The organism is Caenimonas soli, assembly GCF_013155545.1.
GTDB classification, from domain to species: domain Bacteria; phylum Pseudomonadota; class Gammaproteobacteria; order Burkholderiales; family Burkholderiaceae_C; genus Ramlibacter; species Ramlibacter soli.
This window is the reverse complement of sequence record NZ_JABJVV010000001.1, coordinates 1-18,136: the sequence shown is the minus strand read 5'-3', so window position 1 is coordinate 18,136 and position 18,136 is coordinate 1. Positions and strand designations below refer to the sequence as shown.

General features: G+C 65.8%; 16 protein-coding genes. 2 read left to right on the top strand and 14 right to left on the bottom strand.

The window, feature by feature from the left end:
* Nucleotides 1-17: 17 nt before the first annotated feature.
* The 4 genes from ndk to HNE04_RS00065 all read right to left on the bottom strand — a co-directional run bounded on the left by ndk (nt 18) and on the right by HNE04_RS00065 (nt 3,847).
* On the bottom strand, nt 18-443 hold the full coding sequence (ndk, locus tag HNE04_RS00080; RefSeq protein WP_172215614.1) for a nucleoside-diphosphate kinase: 426 nt from the start codon (nt 441-443) through the stop codon (nt 18-20).
* A 115-nt stretch (nt 444-558) separates the two neighbouring features.
* Entirely contained in the window at nt 559-2,046 is a 1,488-nt protein-coding gene (locus HNE04_RS00075; protein WP_235964688.1) for a pseudouridine synthase, read from the bottom strand.
* Nucleotides 2,047-2,049: 3 nt separating this feature from the next.
* Nucleotides 2,050-2,682: an SMC-Scp complex subunit ScpB gene (scpB, locus tag HNE04_RS00070; RefSeq protein WP_172215612.1), complete on the bottom strand. Its 633-nt coding sequence runs from the start codon at nt 2,680-2,682 to the stop codon at nt 2,050-2,052.
* Nucleotides 2,683-2,812: 130 nt separating this feature from the next.
* Nucleotides 2,813-3,847 carry an RluA family pseudouridine synthase gene (locus tag HNE04_RS00065; RefSeq protein ID WP_172215610.1) on the bottom strand — a complete coding sequence of 345 codons (1,035 nt, stop codon included), beginning with the start codon at nt 3,845-3,847 and terminating at the stop codon, nt 2,813-2,815.
* Nucleotides 3,848-3,862: 15 nt separating this feature from the next.
* Between HNE04_RS00065 and HNE04_RS00060 the strand changes: the two genes are divergently transcribed.
* On the top strand, nt 3,863-4,666 hold the full coding sequence (locus HNE04_RS00060; protein WP_172215608.1) for an outer membrane protein assembly factor BamD: 804 nt from the start codon (nt 3,863-3,865) through the stop codon (nt 4,664-4,666).
* On the opposite strand, the gene HNE04_RS00055 is transcribed toward HNE04_RS00060, so the two are convergent.
* Together HNE04_RS00055 and HNE04_RS00050 are read right to left on the bottom strand one after the other, a co-directional pair.
* Nucleotides 4,629-6,575 carry an ATP-dependent DNA helicase gene (locus tag HNE04_RS00055; protein ID WP_235964725.1) on the bottom strand — a complete coding sequence of 649 codons (1,947 nt, stop codon included), beginning with the start codon at nt 6,573-6,575 and terminating at the stop codon, nt 4,629-4,631. The two genes, HNE04_RS00060 and HNE04_RS00055, sit on opposite strands and share 38 nt — an antisense overlap.
* Nucleotides 6,576-6,670: 95 nt before the next feature.
* Nucleotides 6,671-6,874, bottom strand: a complete 204-nt coding sequence (locus HNE04_RS00050) for a YdcH family protein (protein ID WP_172215604.1) — start codon at nt 6,872-6,874, stop codon at nt 6,671-6,673.
* Nucleotides 6,875-6,946: 72 nt separating this feature from the next.
* Here HNE04_RS00050 and HNE04_RS00045 point away from each other — a divergent pair, with 72 nt between their 5' ends.
* Nucleotides 6,947-7,711 carry a PP2C family protein-serine/threonine phosphatase gene (locus tag HNE04_RS00045; RefSeq protein ID WP_172215602.1) on the top strand — a complete coding sequence of 255 codons (765 nt, stop codon included), beginning with the start codon at nt 6,947-6,949 and terminating at the stop codon, nt 7,709-7,711.
* Here the strand turns inward: HNE04_RS00045 and HNE04_RS00040 are convergent.
* From HNE04_RS00040 to HNE04_RS00005, 8 genes are all read right to left on the bottom strand, one after another.
* Entirely contained in the window at nt 7,708-8,316 is a 609-nt protein-coding gene (locus HNE04_RS00040; RefSeq protein ID WP_172215600.1) for a hypothetical protein, read from the bottom strand. The two genes, HNE04_RS00045 and HNE04_RS00040, sit on opposite strands and share 4 nt — an antisense overlap.
* Nucleotides 8,313-9,413: a cell division protein ZapE gene (gene zapE, locus HNE04_RS00035; RefSeq protein ID WP_172215598.1), complete on the bottom strand. Its 1,101-nt coding sequence runs from the start codon at nt 9,411-9,413 to the stop codon at nt 8,313-8,315. Before zapE ends, HNE04_RS00040 begins: the two co-directional genes overlap by 4 nt.
* Before the next feature lie 13 nt (nt 9,414-9,426).
* Nucleotides 9,427-10,845, bottom strand: a complete 1,419-nt coding sequence (gene lpdA, locus HNE04_RS00030) for a dihydrolipoyl dehydrogenase (protein ID WP_172215596.1) — start codon at nt 10,843-10,845, stop codon at nt 9,427-9,429.
* 10 nt (nt 10,846-10,855) lie between these two features.
* Nucleotides 10,856-12,115 (bottom strand): 2-oxoglutarate dehydrogenase complex dihydrolipoyllysine-residue succinyltransferase, encoded by a 1,260-nt coding sequence (gene odhB / locus HNE04_RS00025; RefSeq protein ID WP_172215594.1) that lies wholly within the window; start codon nt 12,113-12,115, stop codon nt 10,856-10,858.
* A 70-nt stretch (nt 12,116-12,185) separates the two neighbouring features.
* The gene (locus HNE04_RS00020) at nt 12,186-15,056 is read right to left on the bottom strand and encodes a 2-oxoglutarate dehydrogenase E1 component (protein WP_172215592.1); all 2,871 of its coding nucleotides are present in this window, start codon (nt 15,054-15,056) and stop codon (nt 12,186-12,188) included.
* Between the two features lie 155 nt (nt 15,057-15,211).
* A complete protein-coding gene (locus HNE04_RS00015) occupies nt 15,212-17,113 on the bottom strand; it encodes a propionate--CoA ligase (protein WP_172215590.1) in 1,902 nt (633 codons plus the stop codon).
* Nucleotides 17,114-17,123: 10 nt separating this feature from the next.
* A complete protein-coding gene (locus tag HNE04_RS00010) occupies nt 17,124-17,729 on the bottom strand; it encodes an isochorismatase family protein (RefSeq protein ID WP_172215581.1) in 606 nt (201 codons plus the stop codon).
* A gap of 109 nt (nt 17,730-17,838) precedes the next feature.
* A partial coding sequence (locus tag HNE04_RS00005; protein ID WP_172215579.1) for an integrase core domain-containing protein occupies nt 17,839-18,136 on the bottom strand: 298 nt, incomplete at its 5' end.

Genomic DNA, 18,136 nt, shown 5'->3' with positions numbered 1-18,136 from the left:
CATGGGAGATTCCCGTGTTAACGGGAATAGATGTTCATGCCCGGGAAGAAGAAGCTGACTTCGACCTTGGCGGTTTCGGGGGCGTCGGAACCGTGCACCGCATTGGCGTCGATGCTGTCGGCGAAATCGGCGCGGATGGTGCCGGGAGCGGCCTTCTTGGGATCGGTGGCACCCATCAGGTCGCGGTTCTTCATGATCGCGTTCTCGCCTTCCAGGGCCTGGATCATCACCGGGCCGGAGATCATGAACTCAACCAGGTCCTTGAAGAAGGGACGCTCCTTGTGCACGGCGTAGAACTGCTCGGCCTCGCCGCGCGACAGGTGGGCCATGCGGGCGGCGATGACCTTCAGGCCGGCGGCCTCGAAGCGGGCGTAGATCTGGCCGATCACGTTCTTGGCCACGGCGTCGGGCTTGATGATGGAGAGGGTGCGTTCGATAGCCATTAGATTTTCCTGAACTTGAAGTTATAGGTTTCGCCAGAATGCAAAAGTTCGGCAAAGCCTCGAATTTTAACCCGCGAGGGTGACCTTGTCGTGACGGGGGGCTGAGGCAGCTGCTCTAACGGCTCCGGCCGCCGCGACGCTGGCCGCCACCTGAGCCGCCCGCCGAGCCACCGCCACCGCCGCGCCCGCCACCTCCACCGCCGCCGAAACCTCCACCGCCACCGCCGCCACCCCGTCGCTGGCCCTGGCCTTGCCCCTGGCGCTGGCGGGTGAAACTGTCCGCGCCGATGTATCCCAGCGAGGTCTTCATCGGATCGGGCTGGGCGCCGGCGCCGCCTTGGCGGTCGCCGCGGTCGCCCCCGCGGTCCTTGCGCCGTTGCTGGCCCTGGCCGCCGCCATTGGCGCCCTGCCCTGGCTGGCCCTGGTTGCGCGGCTGGCCTTCCTTGCCGGGGCCACGGCCGCCATTGCGGTTGCCGCGGCGGCGGTTGCGGCCCGGGCCCTGCCCTGCGTCGCCCTCGCCCGCGCCTTCACGCGGCATCCTGGGCCCGCCGTTATCACCGGCCGCCTGCATCAGCGCGCGGATATCGCGCTCGTCCAGCTCCATCCACGCACCGCGCTTGAGGCCGCGCGGCAACATCATGGCGCCGTAGCGGATGCGGATCAGGCGGCTGACGGCGTGGCCCAGCGCTTCGAAAAGGCGGCGCACCTCGCGGTTGCGGCCTTCGGAAATGGTGACGCGGTACCAGGTGTTGGCACCCTCGCCGCCACCGTCCTCGATCGAACCGAACTGCGCGCGGCCGTCTTCCAGGTCGATGCCGTCAAGCAGGCGCTGCTTTTCCTCATTGCTGAGCGCGCCCAGCACCCGGACGGCGTACTCGCGCTCCAGGCCGAAGCGCGGATGCATGAGCCGGTTGGCCAACTCGCCCGAGCTGGTAAACAGCAACAGGCCTTCGGTGTTGAGATCGAGCCGTCCGACCGATTGCCACTTGCCCTGCGGCAGCTTGGGCAGCTTGCGAAACACTGTGGGGCGGTTTTGCGGGTCGTCGTTGGTCACGACCTCGCCGACCGGCTTGTGATAGGCGATGACGCGCGCCGGGGGCGGCGCAATGCGAAAACGGATGGGCTTGCCGTTGACCTTGATCTGGTCGCCGAACTGGATGCGCTGGCCGATGTGGGCGGGCTCGTTGTTGACCGAGATGCGCCCTTCCATGATGAGCTGCTCCATCTCCAACCGCGATCCCAGCCCGGCCTGGGCCAGCACCTTGTGCAGCTTGGGCGTCTCGGCCTGGGGCAAGAGCACGCGCTTGGGCAGCGCGACCTCGGGGCTTTCGACTTCGGCATCGAACTGGCCGGAGACCACGTCGGCGAAGCTGATCGGCGGCGCGGGCGGCTCTGCCGCCTGGGTGATTCCGGCCTCTCGCTCCCGGCGCTCGTCGTCGTAATCGTCGTCGTCGCGGTCCTCGTCGTAGTCGGCGTCCTGCTCCTCTTCGGTGCGCAGGCGAACGGCTGGCTCGGGGGCAGGCGCGCCCACAGCCGCCCTCGGCTTCTCTTCGATCTCATCGTCCGCGGGTACGCGCACGGTGTCAGGCAGGGGTTCGTTCATGCTTTATGTCTCGACGGCTTGCGCCGCATCGTTGCTTTCCGGTTCCGGGTTGCCCTCGATCGCAAGGCCGGGCTGAGCCTCATCGGCTACAGGCCCCAGCGACGCGGCCAGGGCCGCCTGCTGGCCAGGGCTGTCCAGCAGGGGCAGCTGGTCCAGCGATTCAATGCCCAGGTCGTCGAGGAACTGGCGCGTGGTGGCGAAGAGGGCCGGGCGGCCCGGTGCCTCGCGGTGGCCAATGACTTCGACCCAGCCGCGATCCTCCAGCTGCTTCAAGATCAACGCGTTGATCGTGACGCCGCGGATATCTTCCATGTCGCCGCGCGTGACCGGCTGGCGATAGGCAATGATCGCCAGCGTCTCGAGCACGGCGCGCGTGTACTTGGGCGGCTTCTCGGGATGCAGGCGGTCCAGGTATTCCCGCATCTGGGGCCGGCTCTGGAAGCGCCAGCCGCTGGCGACATGCACCAGTTCGACCCCACGCTGGGTCCAGTCGTTTTGTAGGTCCGCGAGCAGCGCCTTGATCGTGTCCGCGCCCAGTTCGTCATTGAACAGGACACGCAGCTCGCGCACCGGCAAAGGCTGCTGCGAGCAAATCAAGGCTGTTTCGAGGACGCGCTTCGCATCCGTCGTATTCATGGTCTGGCCGTTCCGGGAAAAGGCGCCACCGGGCGCACAAATCAAAGGGAAATCAAAGGGCTAAACAGGGGCGATTTTCTTTTTCGCGGCGCCGCGGGCAACCGGAGTTGCGCAGCACACGCCCCGCTGGCTAGGGGGCCTGGCTCGTGAGCCATTCAAGTTCATTGTAACGCAGGCCCCACGACCCCAGGGCCTGCCGTAAATCCGGCGGCAGCGGAGCGTGAAACTCGAGCATTTCCCCAGTGGCGGGATGTTGGAAGGCCAGACGGTAGGCATGAAGCGCCTGCCGGGCCATTCCCGCCGCCGGAGCGCCCCCGTAGAGCTCATCGGCCACCAGGGGATGGCCGATATGGGCCATGTGGACCCGGATCTGGTGCGTGCGGCCGGTTTGCAGGGTGGCGCGTACCCAGCAGCCGGCGGGCGCGTCCTGGAGCAGCTCGAACGCCGTGGAAGCCGCCTTGCCGTTCTCGACCACACCCATGCGCAGGCGGTTGCGCGGATCCCGGCCGATCGGCGCCTCGACATGGCGAATCCTGGCCCCACCCCAGGCGCGATTAGCCAGTGCCACGTACTGCCGTGCCACGTCCCGCGCGGCAATCAGCTGCACCAATGCGTCCATGGTGGCGCGAGTGCGGGCCACCACCATCAGGCCGCTGGTGTCCTTGTCCAGCCGATGCACGATCCCGGCCCGCGGCATCAGCGCGGCCTGGGCATCGCGAGCGAGCAACCCGTTGAGCAGCGTGCCGCTCCAATTGCCCGGCGCCGGATGAACCACCAGCCCCGCGGGCTTGTTGACCACCAGCAGGTGCTCGTCTTCGAACACCACGTCCAGCGCCATGGGCTCGGGGCGAAAGGCCTGGCTTTGCGGCGTGGGCCGCAGCTCGATCTCGCCTTCGTCGCCGGCCTTCACCTTGCCGGCCGAACGGGTGGCCGGCGCACCGTTGAGCGTGACGGCCCCGGATTCGATCAGCTGCTGCAGGTAGCTGCGCGAGAACTCCGGCGCCAAGGCGGCCAGGGCGCGGTCGAGCCTGTCGCCGTGATGCGCTGCCTCGATCACGAAGGGCCGCAGTTCCGCATCAGGGCCCGCGTCCGCAGCGTCCTCGAGCCCGCCTGGCGCCTCTGGGGGCTGGGGGTCGGCCGATATAATGAATTTGCCCTGTTTCAAGAAAGTTGCGTAGTAATGTTCCGAGCCAAATTATCGGTGGTCCCTGCGATGGCGCTGGCCGCTGCCGCCGTGCTGTCGGCCTGCTCTTCGACGCCGGAAGACAAAACCGCGACCTGGAGCCCCAACAAGATCTACGCCGAAGCCAAGGACGAACTCAACTCGGGCGGCTACGACAAGGCGATCCCGTTGTTCGAAAAACTGGAAGGGCGCGCCGCCGGCACGCCGCTGGCGCAGCAGGCGCAGCTGGAAAAAGCCTATGCCCAGTACAAGGCCAACGACCAGGCGTCCGCGCACGCGACGCTCGACCGCTTCATCAAGCTGCACCCGGCCAGCCCAGCGCTCGATTACGCGCTGTACCTCAAGGGCATCGTCAACTTCAACGACAACCTGGGCATGTTCTCGTTCCTGACGCGCCAGGACCTGTCCGAGCGCGACCAGAAAGCCGCCAAGGAATCTTTCGAGTCGTTCAAGGAACTGGTGACGCGTTTCCCGGAGTCGCGCTACACACCGGACGCGCGGGCGCGCATGACCTATATCGTCAATTCGCTGGCCCAGTACGAAGTGCACGTGGCGCGCTACTACTACAGCCGCGGTGCCTACGTGGCAGCGATCAACCGGGCGCAGCATGCCGTGACCGACTACCAGGACGTGCCCGCGCTGGAAGAGGCGCTATTCATCCTGATGCGCTCCTATGACGCCCTGGGCATGACCCAGCTGCGCGACGACACCCGCCGGGTCATGGAGAAGACCTATCCGCAGAGCGAGTACCTGACCCGCGGCGTCAAGTCCACGCAGGATCCGTGGTGGAAGTTCTGGTAACGGCTGCAAAGCCGTCCAGCGTTTCCAGGAATTCCTCTTTCGAGCCCAGCTTGCGCATGGGCGGCAGCGCGGCCAGCAGGCGCCGGCCATAGCCCATCGTCGCCAGGCGCGTGTCGCAGACCACCAGCACGCCTTGATCCGATTCGCGCCGTATCAGGCGGCCCGCGCCCTGCTTGAGCGCCACCGCGGCTTCGGGTACGAAATAGTCGTTGAAAGCGCTTCGGCCCTGCGATTCCAGGCGTTGCGCCCGCGCTTCCACCAGCGGATCGCCGGGCGGCGGGAACGGCAGCTTGTCGATGACCACCAATTGCAAGGCGTCGCCCGGCACATCGACGCCTTCCCAGAATGAAGCCGAGGCTACCAGCATGCAACCCGGCCGCCCCTGGGAGCTGCCCTCGCGAAAGCGTTCGATGAGGCGGCGCTTGGGCCATTGGCCCTGCACCAGGACCTCCACTTCGCCTGAACCCTCGAACTTGCGCTGCAGTTCCTCGCCGATGGCGCGCAAGGCACGCAAGGTAGTCGTCAGCACCATCGTCCGGCCTCCGAGCCGGCGCGCGCCTTCGGCCGCAAGCAACGCGACCTGGGTGCTGTGGGCCGGATCATTCGGCTTGGGCAAGTCGCGCGGCACATACACGGCCGCCTGGGTCGCGTAGTCGAAGGGACTGCCTACCTTGAGTATCTCGGCCTGCGAGAGGCCGCATGGCTCGGTGAACCACGACAAGCGCGCGTCGTCGCCGAGGGTGGCCGAGGTGAAGATCCAGGCCCGGGTCGAGGCTTCTTCCTGGCCCGTGCGCAACAGCTTGTCCTGCACGGCCTGCGCGATGTCCAGCGGAGACTCCACCAGGCGCAATTGCGTGCCCACGTCCACCCAGCGCACGGCGCCCGGCTCGCAGGGTCCGGCAAAGCGCTGCACACGCGAGACAAGCTCTTCGGCACGCTCGAACAGCCGAACGAAATCCGGTGCGATCTCGCTCACGGTAGACAGCGCCGCCACGGCTTGCGAACAGGCAACATGCAAATCATCCAATCCCTGCCGCCAGTCCTGCGGGGACACTTGGCCAGGAGCCTCATCGACCCAGCGCAACCGGGCACCGGGCGCGTTCTTGCCGACGACGAGACGCAGGTCGCGCGTTGCGCGCTCCACCGTTGAAACCACCTGCTGCCAATCCACGAGCCCGCGCGCCAGCTGCAGGCCGGCGGCCAGCATGTCGCGCCCGAAATCGAGCAACTGGCCCGTGGACAGGTGCACGCCCAGGAACTGGACGCCTGTTTCGTTGAGCTGGTGGGCTTCGTCGAAGATCGCCACGCGGACGGTGGGCAGCAATTCGGCCATGCCGGATTCGCGCACCGCCAGGTCAGCGAAGAAGAGGTGGTGGTTGATGACCACCACATCGGCTGCCAATGCTTCGCGGCGCGCCTGGTTGACGTGGCAGCTGCGGAACTTCGGGCATTGAGCACCGAGGCAGTTCTCGCGTGTCGACGTCACCAGCGGAATCAGGGGCGAGCGCTCGTCGAGGCCGGGCAGTTCGGCCAGGTCGCCGGTGCGCGTCACGATCGACCATTCCTCGATCTTCGCCAGAGCCCGCACCGAGGCGCGGTCCGGAGAGGCCCATGGGCCGACCGTGGGGGCCATCTCCTGTCGAGCCAGTTCCATGCGATGCAGGCACAGGTAGCTGCCGCGGCCCTTGAGCAGGGCCGTGCGCACCGGTAAGCCCAGGGCTTCGACCAGCCGCGGCAAGTCGCGGCCGAACAACTGGTCCTGCAGCGTCTTGGTGGCGGTGGACAGCAGCACACGCTCGCCGCTCAGCAGCGCGGGCACCAGGTACGAGAAGGTCTTGCCCACACCCGTACCCGCCTCCACGACGAGAGCGCCGCCGTCGGTAATGGTGCGTGCCACCGCCATGGCCATGTCGGTCTGGCCGCTGCGGGGGCGGAAGTGGTCGGCGGCTCGCGACAGCACCCCTTCGGGCGCGAAAGCCGCCGCCACCGGCGTTTCGAGACTCGTCACGCGGGTTCTTTGGGGTCTAGCGCCAGCTCCAGGCGGGCGATCTGGTCGCGCAGCGCCAACCGGCGCTTCTTGAGCCGGCGCATCATGAGCTCGTCGACCGGAGTCTCTTCGGCGGCACGGTCGATCAGGGCGTCCAGATCGGCATGCTCCATTCGCAATTCGATCAGGCGGCGCTCGGGGGAATGAAGGTTGGAATCCAAGTAATCTGGGGCGCTGGCGCGCCCACGGTCGGGTTCGTTCAATAATACGTGTTTCGCAGGCAATAATCGAGCATGGTCAGCAAGGGTTATCGACTCACCGCAGCCACGGGCATCCACAAGGGTGACCGCGAATACCAACAGGACCAGATCGCCCTGATCAGCCACCCACGCCTGACCGGCTGTGTGCTGGGGATCGTCGCCGATGGCATGGGCGGCCGCAGCGGGGGCCGCAAGGCCTCCGACCAGGTCATGATGACGGCCAAACAGCTGTTCGAGCGCTATTCGCCCGATCACGACGACGCCTCCTCGCTGCTCAAGCAGATGGTGCACGAAGCCCACATCGTCATCAAGCTCACCGCCATCTCCTCCGAGCAGGAGCCGCACAGCACCTTCGCCGCCTTCCTCATCAACCCGGCGGGCGATTGCCACTGGGTGCATGCCGGCGACTCGCGCATCTACCATTTCCATGGCGGCCAGCTGGTCAAGCGCACCATGGACCATTCGTATGTCCAGACGCTGGTGGACAGGGGCGAGCTGACCGAAGAGGAAGCCAACGTCCATCCGCAGTCGAACATCCTGATGGGCTGCCTCGGCGCCGAAGACGATCCGCCTGCCGACCTGCATTTCATTCCCCAGCTGAAGCCGGGCGACGTGCTGTTGGCCTGCAGCGATGGCGTCTGGCACTACTTCAGCCCCAGCGAGCTGGGCTCGGTGCTGTCTTCGTTGTCCCCGCGCGAAGCCACTGAGTTCCTTATCGAAAAGGCTCGCTCGCGCGGCCGTGGGGGCGGCGACAACCTGTCGCTGGTGATCGTCAAGCTCGACCCGCTCGACAGCTAGCGCGGCACGGGCAGCGGCGCGGCGGCCGGCTTCTTGCGCTCGGCCAGCCGCTTCTCGAACTTGGCCTTGCGCTCCTGTGCTTGCGCCATCCGCTGTTCCTGCTGCATGCGATTGCGCTCTGCCTCGCTGTCTTTTTGCGCCTGGCCCTTGCCCTGCTTGGTCTTTTGCAGCGCGACGGGTGCCGCACGCTCTTCGCGGGCGGCGCGCTCGGCCGCTTTCGCGGCGGCGCGGTCCTCTCGGCCCTGCTGCTGGGCCAGGGCCTTGGCTCGCTGTTCGGCTTGGCCGCTCTGCGCGTCGCCTGCGTTGCGTTCCTCGATTTCGCGCACGCGCTCCTCGGCCTTGCGCCTGCGCTCGGCATCGTTGAGCGCGATCTCGTGTCGCCGCAGTTCCGCCATCACTTCGCGCCGCTTGGCCCGGGCCTTGTCGATGCAATCGTTGACGGCGAATTTGCGGTAGCAGGCCTTTTCCTCGGCCTGAAAGACGGCCTCCGCCTGGGCGCGCTCGGCGCTGATCCGCGCCTTCTCGGCGGCCACTCCGTCGGCTTCTTGCGCGGGCCAGCCCCAGGCGGGCCCCAGCAGGGCGAGGATGACAAGCAGCTTTTTCATGTGAGGCGGGTGTCGACCATGCGGTGTTGCAGCCCCAGGAATTCGGCTGACTGCATTTCATTGAGCCGCGAAACCGTCCGCGGAAATTCATGGGCCAGCGGCCCTTCGGTGTACAACGCCTCGGGCGGTGCCTCGGCCGACATGATCAGCTTCACCCTGCGGTCGTACAGCACATCCACCAGCCAGGTGAAGCGCCGGGCCTCGGAAGCCATGCGCACCGGCATGTAGGGCACGTCGCTGAGCAGGACGGTGTGGAACTGGGTGGCGATCTCCAGGTAGTCGTTCTGCGACCGGGGCCCGCCGCACAGCGTCTTGAAGTCGAACCAGACCACGCCTCCAGCCTTGCGCCGGGCCCGGATTTCGCGCGCCTCGATGTGCAGGATAGCGTTTTCGTCGTGGGTTTCGGCCAAGCGGGTGAACGCCTCGTACATCTGGGCGTCGGCTTCCGGCCCCAGCGGCGTGTGGTACAGCTTGACCTGCTCCATGGTGCGGCGCCGGTAGTCCACCCCGTTGTCCACGCTGATCACCTCGAGCTTGTCGTTCAGCAATGCGATGGCCGGCAGGATGCGGTCGCGGTGCAAGCCGTCGGGGTAGAGATCATTGGGCTTGAAATTGGACGTGGTGACGAAGCCCACACCGTTTTCGAACAAGGCGTCCAGCAGGCGGTGCAGGATCATCGCGTCGGTGATGTCGGCCACGTGGAACTCGTCGAAGCAGATCAGGCGATAGCGCTTCGCCATGCGCTCACCGAGTTCGTCCAGGGGATTGACCGTTCCCTGCAAGTCGGCCAACTCGCGGTGCACTTCGCGCATGAACTCGTGGAAGTGCAGGCGTGTCTTGCGCACCAGCGGGACCGCCGTGTAGAAGCAGTCCATCAGGAAGCTCTTGCCGCGGCCCACGCCGCCGTACATGTAGACGCCGCGCGGAATCTCGGGCCGGTTGATCAGCTTCTTGAACACATTGGAGCGCTGCTCCTTGAACTCCGCCCACTCGCGGGCGCAGCGGTCCAGCGCAGCGACGGCACGCAGCTGCGCCGGGTCGCTGGCGTAGCCGCGCGCCTTCAGCTCGGCTTCGTAGACTTCACGGACCGAGGGCACTTTGTGGTGCCGACTAGAAGTTCAGCGTCCGCTTGTCGATGGCCAGCGCCGCTTCCTTGGTCGCCTCCGACAACGAGGGGTGCGCGTGGCAGATGCGGGCGATGTCCTCGGCCGAAGCGCGGAACTCCATCGCCACGACGGCTTCGGAGATCAGTTCGCTGGCCATTGGGCCCACGATGTGCACGCCCAGGATTTCGTCGCTGGTGGCATCGGCCAGGAATTTCACCATGCCGGTGGTGTCGCCCAGCGCGCGCGCCCGGCCATTGGCCATGAACGGGAAGGTGCCGGCCTTGTACTTCACGCCGGCCGCCTTGAGCTGCTGTTCGGTCTGGCCGACCCACGCGATCTCGGGGCTGGTGTAGATCACCCAGGGGATGGTGTTGAAGTTCACATGGCCGTGCTGGCCGGCGATGCGCTCGGCTACCGCCACGCCCTCTTCCTCGGCCTTGTGCGCCAGCATCGGCCCGCGCACCACGTCGCCCACCGCCCAGACGTTGGGCAGGTTGGTCTTGCACTCGTCGTCGACCAGGATGGCGCCACGCTCGTCCAGCTTCAGGCCGACGCCTTTGGCGTTCAGCCCGATGGTGTTGGGCACGCGGCCGATCGAAACGATCAACTTGTCCACTTCCAGCGTCTGGGCCTCGCCCTTGGCGTTGGTCCAGGCCACCGACACGCCCTTCTTGCCGTTCTTGATCTCGCCGACCTTCACGCCCAATTCGATTTTCAGGCCCTGCTTGTCGAAGGCCTTCTTGGCTTCCTTGGCGATCTGCTCGTCCACCCCACCCAGGAAGGTGGGCAGTGCTTCGAGCACGGTCACTTCGGAGCCCAGCCGGCGCCAGACCGAACCCATCTCCAGCCCGATGACGCCGGAGCCGATCAGGCCCAGCTTCTTCGGCACGCCCTGGATCCGCAGGGCGCCATCGTTGGAGAGGATGTTCTCTTCGTCGAATTCAGCGCCCGGCAGTGGACGGGCATTGGAGCCGGTGGCCAGGATGACGTGCTTGCCAACCAGCGTCTCCTCGCCGACCTTGATCTCGTAACCCCCGTCGCTCGCCTTGCCAAACGAGCCGCGGCCGTGAAAGAACGAAACCTTGTTCTTCTTGAACAGGAACAGGATGCCCTCGTTGTTCTGCTTGACCACCTGGTCCTTGCGGGCCAGCATCTTGTCGAGCTGCAGGTTCAGCCCCTTGACCTCGATGCCGTGGTCGGCGAAATGCTTGCCGGCATGTTCATAGTGCTCCGACGACTGCAGCAGCGCCTTGGAGGGGATGCAGCCGACGTTGGTGCAAGTGCCGCCCGGCGCCGGGCCACCCTTGCTGTTCTTCCATTCGTCGATGCAGGCCGTGTTGAAGCCGAGTTGCGCCGCACGGATCGCGGCGATGTAGCCACCAGGACCGCCGCCGATGACGATCACGTCAAAATTCTTCGACATCTGAGTCTCCTTAGATATCGAACAGGAGGCGGGCCGGATCTTCCAGCGCTTCCTTCATCGCCACCAGCCCCAGCACGGCTTCGCGGCCGTCGATGATGCGGTGGTCATAGGACATGGCCAGGTAGTTGATCGGACGGATCACGACCTGCCCGTTTTCCACCACCGGACGGTCCTTGGTGGCGTGCACGCCCAGGATGGCCGACTGCGGCGGGTTGATGATCGGGGTGGACAGCATGGAGCCGAACACACCGCCGTTGGAGATCGAGAAGGTGCCGCCGGTCATCTCTTCGATGCCCAGCTTGCCGTCGCGTGCCTTGGCGCCGTACTCGGCGATCTTCTTTTCGATGTCGGCAAAACCCATCTGGTCGGCATTGCGCAGGATGGGCACCACCAGGCCGCGCGGCGATCCGACGGCGATGCCGATGTCGAAATAGCCGTGGTAGACGACGTCGTTGCCGTCCACCGAGGCGTTCAGCACCGGGTACTTCTTGAGGGCGTGCACCGCGGCCTTCACGAAGAAGCTCATGAAGCCGATCTTGACGCCGTGCTCCTTCTCGAACTTCTCCTGGAAGCGCTTGCGCATCTCCATCACCGGCGCCATGTTCACTTCGTTGAACGTGGTGAGGATAGCGTTGGTGGATTGCGACTGCAGCAGGCGCTCGGCGACACGGGCGCGCAGGCGGCTCATGGGCACGCGCTGCTCCGGGCGATCGCCCAGGTCGGGGGCCGACACGGGCGCGCTGACCTGAGGCAACGCTGCCTTGGGTGCGCCGGTGGGCGCGGCGACCGGTGCGGTGACCGGCTTGGCGCCACCGGCGATGGCACCCAGCACATCGCCCTTGGTCACGCGGCCGTCTTTTCCGGTGCCCGGCACGGAACCCGAGGCCAGGTTGCTGTCGGCCATGATCTTGGCGGCGGCCGGCATCGCGATGCCGGCTTTCGATCCAGCGACTGCCGCAGCCGCAGCCGGGGCGGCGGGTGCCGCAGCAGGGGCTGCCGCTGCCGCGGGCGCTGCCGCACCAGCCTTGCCTTCGGTGTCGATCTTCGCGATGACCTGCTCGGCCATCACAGTGGCGCCGTCAGCCTGCACGATCTCAGCCAGCACACCGGCTGCGGGCGCCGGCACTTCCAGCACCACCTTGTCGGTTTCGATCTCGATCAGGATCTCGTCGAGCGCCACGGCCTCGCCGGGCTTCTTCTTCCACTGCAACAGGGTCGCTTCGGCAACTGATTCGGACAGCTGGGGGACCTTCACTTCTACGATAGACATTTGTATTTCCTAAAGTTCTTTTGACGCGCAAGGACAAGGCCGGGCGCAGCCCGGCCTTGCCGACCCGTCGTTATTTCGTGAGAACGAAGCCCTTGAGCTTGCCGAAAGCGCCGTCGACCAGTGCCTTTTGCTGTTCCTGGTGCAGGTGCGAGTACCCCACGGCCGGCGAAGCCGAAGCGGCCCGTCCGGAGTAACCGAGCTTCTGCCCCTCGACCATGTTCTCGTGGATGTAGTGCTGCACGAAGAACCAGGCGCCCTGGTTCTGGGGCTCGTCCTGGCTCCAGACGATATCCGTGACGTTGGGGTACTTCCGCAGCTCGGCCGCGAAGACCTTGTGCGGGAACGGATAGAGCTGCTCCACCCGCAGGATGACCGTGTCGTCGATGCCCTTTTCCTCGCGCTTCTTGGCCAGGTCGTAGTACACCTTGCCCGAGCAGACGACGATGCGCTTGACCTTGTCGGCCTTCAGCTCCTTGTTCTCCGGGATCACGGTCTGGAAGGTGCCCTTCGTGAACTCGGACAGCGGCGACGTGGCGTCCTTGTTGCGCAGCAGCGATTTGGGCGTCATGATCACCAAGGGCTTGCGCAGGCTGCGAACCATCTGCCTGCGCAGCACGTGGAAGATCTGGCTGGCGGTGGTGGGCTGCACCACCTGCATGTTGGTGTCGGCCGACAGCTGCATGAAGCGCTCCAGGCGCGCCGAGCTGTGCTCGGGGCCCTGGCCTTCATAGCCGTGGGGCAGCATCAAGGTGATGCCGTTGACGCGGCCCCACTTCACTTCGCCCGAAGCGATGAACTGGTCGATCACGACCTGGGCACCGTTGGCGAAATCGCCGAACTGCGCTTCCCAGATCACCAGGGTGTTGGGATCGTTGGAGGCGTAGCCGTATTCGAAACCTAGCACCGCTTCTTCGGACAGGATTGAGTCGATCACGACGAACGGAGCCTGGTTCTCGGCGACGTTCGATAGCGGCAGATAGGTGCCGGTGTCCCACTTTTCGCGGTTCTGGTCGTGCAGCACCGAGTGCCGGTGCGTGAACGTGCCGCGGCCGCAGTCCTCGCCCGAGAGCCGCACCGGGTAGCCGCTGGCCACCAGCGAGGCGAAAGCCATGTGCTCGCCCATGCCCCAGTCCACGTTGACGTCGCCGCGGCCCATGGCTGCGCGGTCGTCCAGCACCTTCTTCACCAGGGGGTGCGGCGTGAAGTTCTGCGGCACCGTGGTGATCTTGTCCGCCAGGCGCTTCCATTCGGCCATGGGGATGGCGGTGTCAGCGGCATCGGTCCACTTCTTGCCCAGGAACGGGCTCCAGTCGACCGCGTACTTGCTCTTGAAATTGGTCAGCACCGGATCGACCGTGTGCTTGCCGGCGTCCATGGCGGCGCGATATGCCTTGACCATGTCGTCGCCCAGCGTTTCGCCCAGGCCCTGCGCGGCCAGCTTGTCGGCGTACAGCTTGCGCGTGCCGGGGTGCGCCGCGATCTTCTTGTACATCAGCGGCTGGGTGAGCGCAGGCGTGTCCTGCTCGTTGTGGCCGAGCTTGCGGAAGCAGACGATGTCCACCACGACGTCCTTGGCGAATTCCATGCGGTACTCGAGCGCCAGCTGCGTCGCCAGCACCACCGCCTCCGGGTCGTCGCCGTTCACGTGCAGCACCGGCGCCTCGATCATCTTGACCACGTCGGTGCAATACAGCGTGGAGCGGCTGTCGCGCGGATCGCTGGTGGTGAAGCCGATCTGGTTGTTGATGACGATGTGAACCGTGCCGCCGGTGAAATAGCCGCGGGTCTCGGCCAGCGCCAGCGTTTCCATGACGACGCCCTGCCCCGCGAACGCCGCATCGCCGTGCACCTGCACGGGAAGCACCTGCTTGCCCTGGGGATCGGCGCGGCGGTCCATGCGGGCGCGCACCGAGCCTTCGACCACCGGGTTCACGATTTCCAGGTGCGACGGGTTGAAAGCCAGGCTCAGGTGGACCGGGCCACCGCGAGTGGTCACGTCCGAGCTGAATCCCTGGTGGTACTTGACGTCACCGGCGGGAAGGTCTTCCTTGGCCGTGTGGTCGAACTCGGCGAACAGGTCGGCCGGCATCTTGCCCAGCGAATTGACCAGCACGTTCAGGCGGCCACGGTGGGCCATGCCGATCACGATCTCCTGCACGCCCTTGACACCGGCTTCCTGGATCAGTTCGTCCATCGAGGCGATGAAGCTCTCGCCGCCCTCCAGCGAGAAGCGTTTCTGGCCCACGTACTTGGTGTGCAGGAAGCGCTCCAGCCCCTCCGCCGCGGTGACGCGGTCGAGGATGTGCTTCTTCTTCTCGGGGGGAAAATTCGGCTTGCTGCGGATCGATTCGAGCTTTTGCTGCCACCAGCGCTTCTTGTGCTGGTCGCTGATGTACATGTACTCGGCGCCGATGCTGCCGCAGTAGGTTTCGCGCAACGCGTTGATCAGCTCGCGCAGGGACATCGTCTCCTTGCCGTAGAACGTGTTGCTGATATTGAAGACGGTTTCCTGGTCGGCGTCGCTGAAGCCGTAGAAGGAAGGATCGAGCTCGGGAATGTGCTCGCGTTCGGCGCGCTTGAGCGGATCGAGGTCGGCCCAACGGGCGCCGACGTTGCGGTACGCCGCGATGAGCTGCTGCACGGCGGTGCGCTTGCGGCCCAGTTCGGAATCAGCGCCGGTTGCCACGACAACCCGGGTGCCGCCCTGCTTGGCACGCTCGGCGAAGGCATTGATGACCGGCAAGTGCGGCACATCCTTGGCGGAACTGCCGTCGGCGGCGGGTACGTGCTGGAGCGCGTCGAAGTAATCGCGCCAGTTATCGGGGACGCTGCCGGGGTTGGCGAGGTAGTTTTCGTACATCTCCTCGACATAGGGCGCGTTGCCGCCGAAGAGATAGGAATTGCCGTGATAGGCCGTGTAGACGGTGCTGGTCTCACTCATGCTTGCGCTACTTTCCGTCCCCCTGCAGGAGACATTTAGCTGGTTTAGGAAACCTTCCGCGACACGGCTGAACCGGATGGCGGATGCGACTGTGGGGCTGGAAGGGGCCTTGGTTGCGACCCGGATTGTGCCACCTAATCCTGACGGCTGTCTGCCTATTTCTGGATGGGACCCATGAGATCGCGGATTTGCTGCAGGGCCGACGGGTCCTCGATCGTCGTCAGGTCGCCGGCGTCCCGGCCTTCCGCCACGGCCTGGATGGCCCGGCGTAACAGCTTGCCACTGCGGGTCTTGGGCAGCAGGTTGACGAAATGGACGCGCGACGGCCGGGCTACAGCGCCCAACTGCTCGTCCACCAACTTCATGATGTCACCCTCCAGCTTGAGCTTGGCCTTGTCGTCGGTCAGGGCCGAGGCATCGCGCGCGACCACGAAAGCCATGGCGGCCTGGCCCTTGAGCGGATCGGCGACGCCGACCACGGCGACCTCGGCGACGTTCGGGTGGCTGGAAATGCTCTCCTCGATCTCCCGGGTGCCCAGGCGGTGGCCGGCGACGTTGATCACGTCGTCGGTACGGCCCAGGATGTAGAAATAGCCGTCCTCGTCCCGGATGCCCCAGTCGAAGGTGCTGTAGACCATCCGGCCCGGCACGGTCTGCCAGTAGGTCTTCACGAAGCGTTCGTCGTCGCCCCACACGGTTTGCATGAAACCGGGAGGCGTGGGTCCTTCGATCACCACCACGCCCTTTTCGTCGGGGCGGGTCAGTTCCTCGCCGGTGCTCTCATGCACCAGCTTGACGTCGTATCCGTACATGGGCACGCCCGGGCTGCCGAACTTGCTGGACTTCTTCTCGACGCCGTTGGCGATGGTCAGAATGGGCCAGCCGCTCTCGGTCTGCCAGTAGTTGTCGATGATGGGGACGCCCAGGCCGTCGCTGATCCAGCGCGCCGTGGGCTCGTCCAGCGGCTCGCCGGCGAGGAACAGGGCCTTGAGGCTGGACAGGTCGTACTTCTTCAGGAACGCCGGGTCCTGCTTCTTGAGCACGCGCACCGCCGTGGGGGCGCTGAACATGGCACTGACCTTGTATTTTTCCACCAGGCTCCACCAGATGCCCGCATCCGGGCGAATCGGCAGCCCTTCGTACATGATGGTGGCCATGCCGGCGATCAGTGGCCCATAGACGATGTAGCTGTGGCCGACCACCCAGCCGATGTCGCTGGTGGAGAAGTAGGTTTCGCCCGGCTCGCCCAAAAAGATGTGCTTCATGCTCGCCGCGAGCGCTACGGCGTAGCCGCCGACGTCGCGCTGGACGCCCTTGGGCCTGCCCGTTGTACCGCTGGTATAGATGGTGTAGCTGATGGCGGTGGAGTCCAGCCATTCGCACGGCACCGCGGCTGGGCTGTGGCGCCCAGTGAGCTCGGCCCAGTCGTGGTCACGCCCGGCCACGCGCTCCATCGGCGCCAGGCCGCGATCGACCAGCAAGACCGATTCGGGCTTGTGGCTGGACAAGCGGATGGCTTCATCCAGCAAGGGCTTGTACGCCAGCACCTTGCCGCCGCGCGAGCCGGCGTCGGCGCTGATGATGACCTTGGGCGTAGCGTCCTCGATGCGCGAGGCCAGCGACACCGAGGCAAAGCCCCCGAACACCACCGAATGGATCGCGCCTATGCGCGCACACGCCAGCATCGCGAACGCAGCTTCCGCGATCATCGGCATGTAGATCAGTACCCGGTCGCCCTTCTGGACGCCCAGGTCCTTGAGCGCCGCGGCAGCGCGCTGCACCTCGCCATGCAGCTCGCGAAAGGTATAGGTTCGCTCGGCCCCGGTTTCCGTGGAGACGTAGATCAGGGCGGGCTGGTCGGCACGGTCCTTCAGGTGCCGGTCCACCGCGTTGTGGCAGAGATTGGTGGTGCCGCCGGCGAACCAGCGCGTGAAAGGAGGATGGCTGTGGTCGCAGATGGTCCGGGGCGGCTCTTTCCAGTCGATCAGCCGCGCCTGCTCGGCCCAGAAGGCATCGCGGTCGTCGATGGAGCGGCGGTAGAACTCTGCGTAGCCCATGTTCCTCTCCTTATTTGATGAGCGCCTGCACGTCGCGGAAGGCCTCGTGCTCGGCGGTGCGCAACCACTCGAAGGCCACCATTTCAGTGGTCACCAATTCGGCACCCGCCCCCGCCAGGCGGTCGAAGGCGGCGTCGCGATTGCGCTCGGTGCGCGAGCTGCAGGCATCGGTCACCACCCAGACGTCGAACTCCTCTTCCAGCAGGTCCAGGGCCGTCTGCAGCAGGCAGACGTGCGCCTCGCAGCCCGCCACCACGATGGTGTTGCGCTGCTCCTGGGGCTGGGGGGCTTTTTGCAGGTGCTTGGGCAGGCTGCGCGCATTGCCGCCCTGCTGCGGCCGGGCCGGAGCCCGCAGCAGATCCGTGAGGCCGTCCGCCACCCCGCTGAAATGCATCTTGGCCAGCGTCTTGCGGCACAGGGCGCGCAATTCGGCCGGGTTCTGGCCCAGCTTGTCCGGGTTCTGCTCCGTGCCCCACGCCGGCACCTCCAGCAGTTGCGCCAGCCGGCCCAGGCGCAGCGCGTTGCGCAGGACGGCCTCGCTTTCATGGATGACGGGCATCAGGCGGTCCTGGTAGTCCACCAGCACCAGTTGGGAATCTTCGGCATCGAGCAGCATGTAGAGCTTTCTAACTTGATGCGCCCGATTATTCCAGCCGCGGAGGCCACGCGGCTGGTCTGCCAGGAAACCGGTTGTGCCCGGCGCTACCCGACCTAGCGGCGGCGCGCTAGTTGTTGAGTTGCAATAGGTTGTTCCCGCCGAGACGGGAAGCTGGAGGCTTATAGCCCAGGGCCGAGTGGGGCCTGCGGGCGTTGTAGTAGGCCAGGAACGCGGGCAACCAGCCAGTGCGTTCAGCGCTGTTGCTCCAGGTGCGCCCGTAGGCCCATTCACGAAGGCAGGTCTGGATGAACCGTTCGGCCTTGCCGTTGGTCTGCGGTCTATACGGCCTGGTGAAGGTGTGCTTGATGCCCAGGGCCTGGCAGGTCTTGGCAAACAGCCTGGAGCGGTAGGCGCTGCCGTTGTCC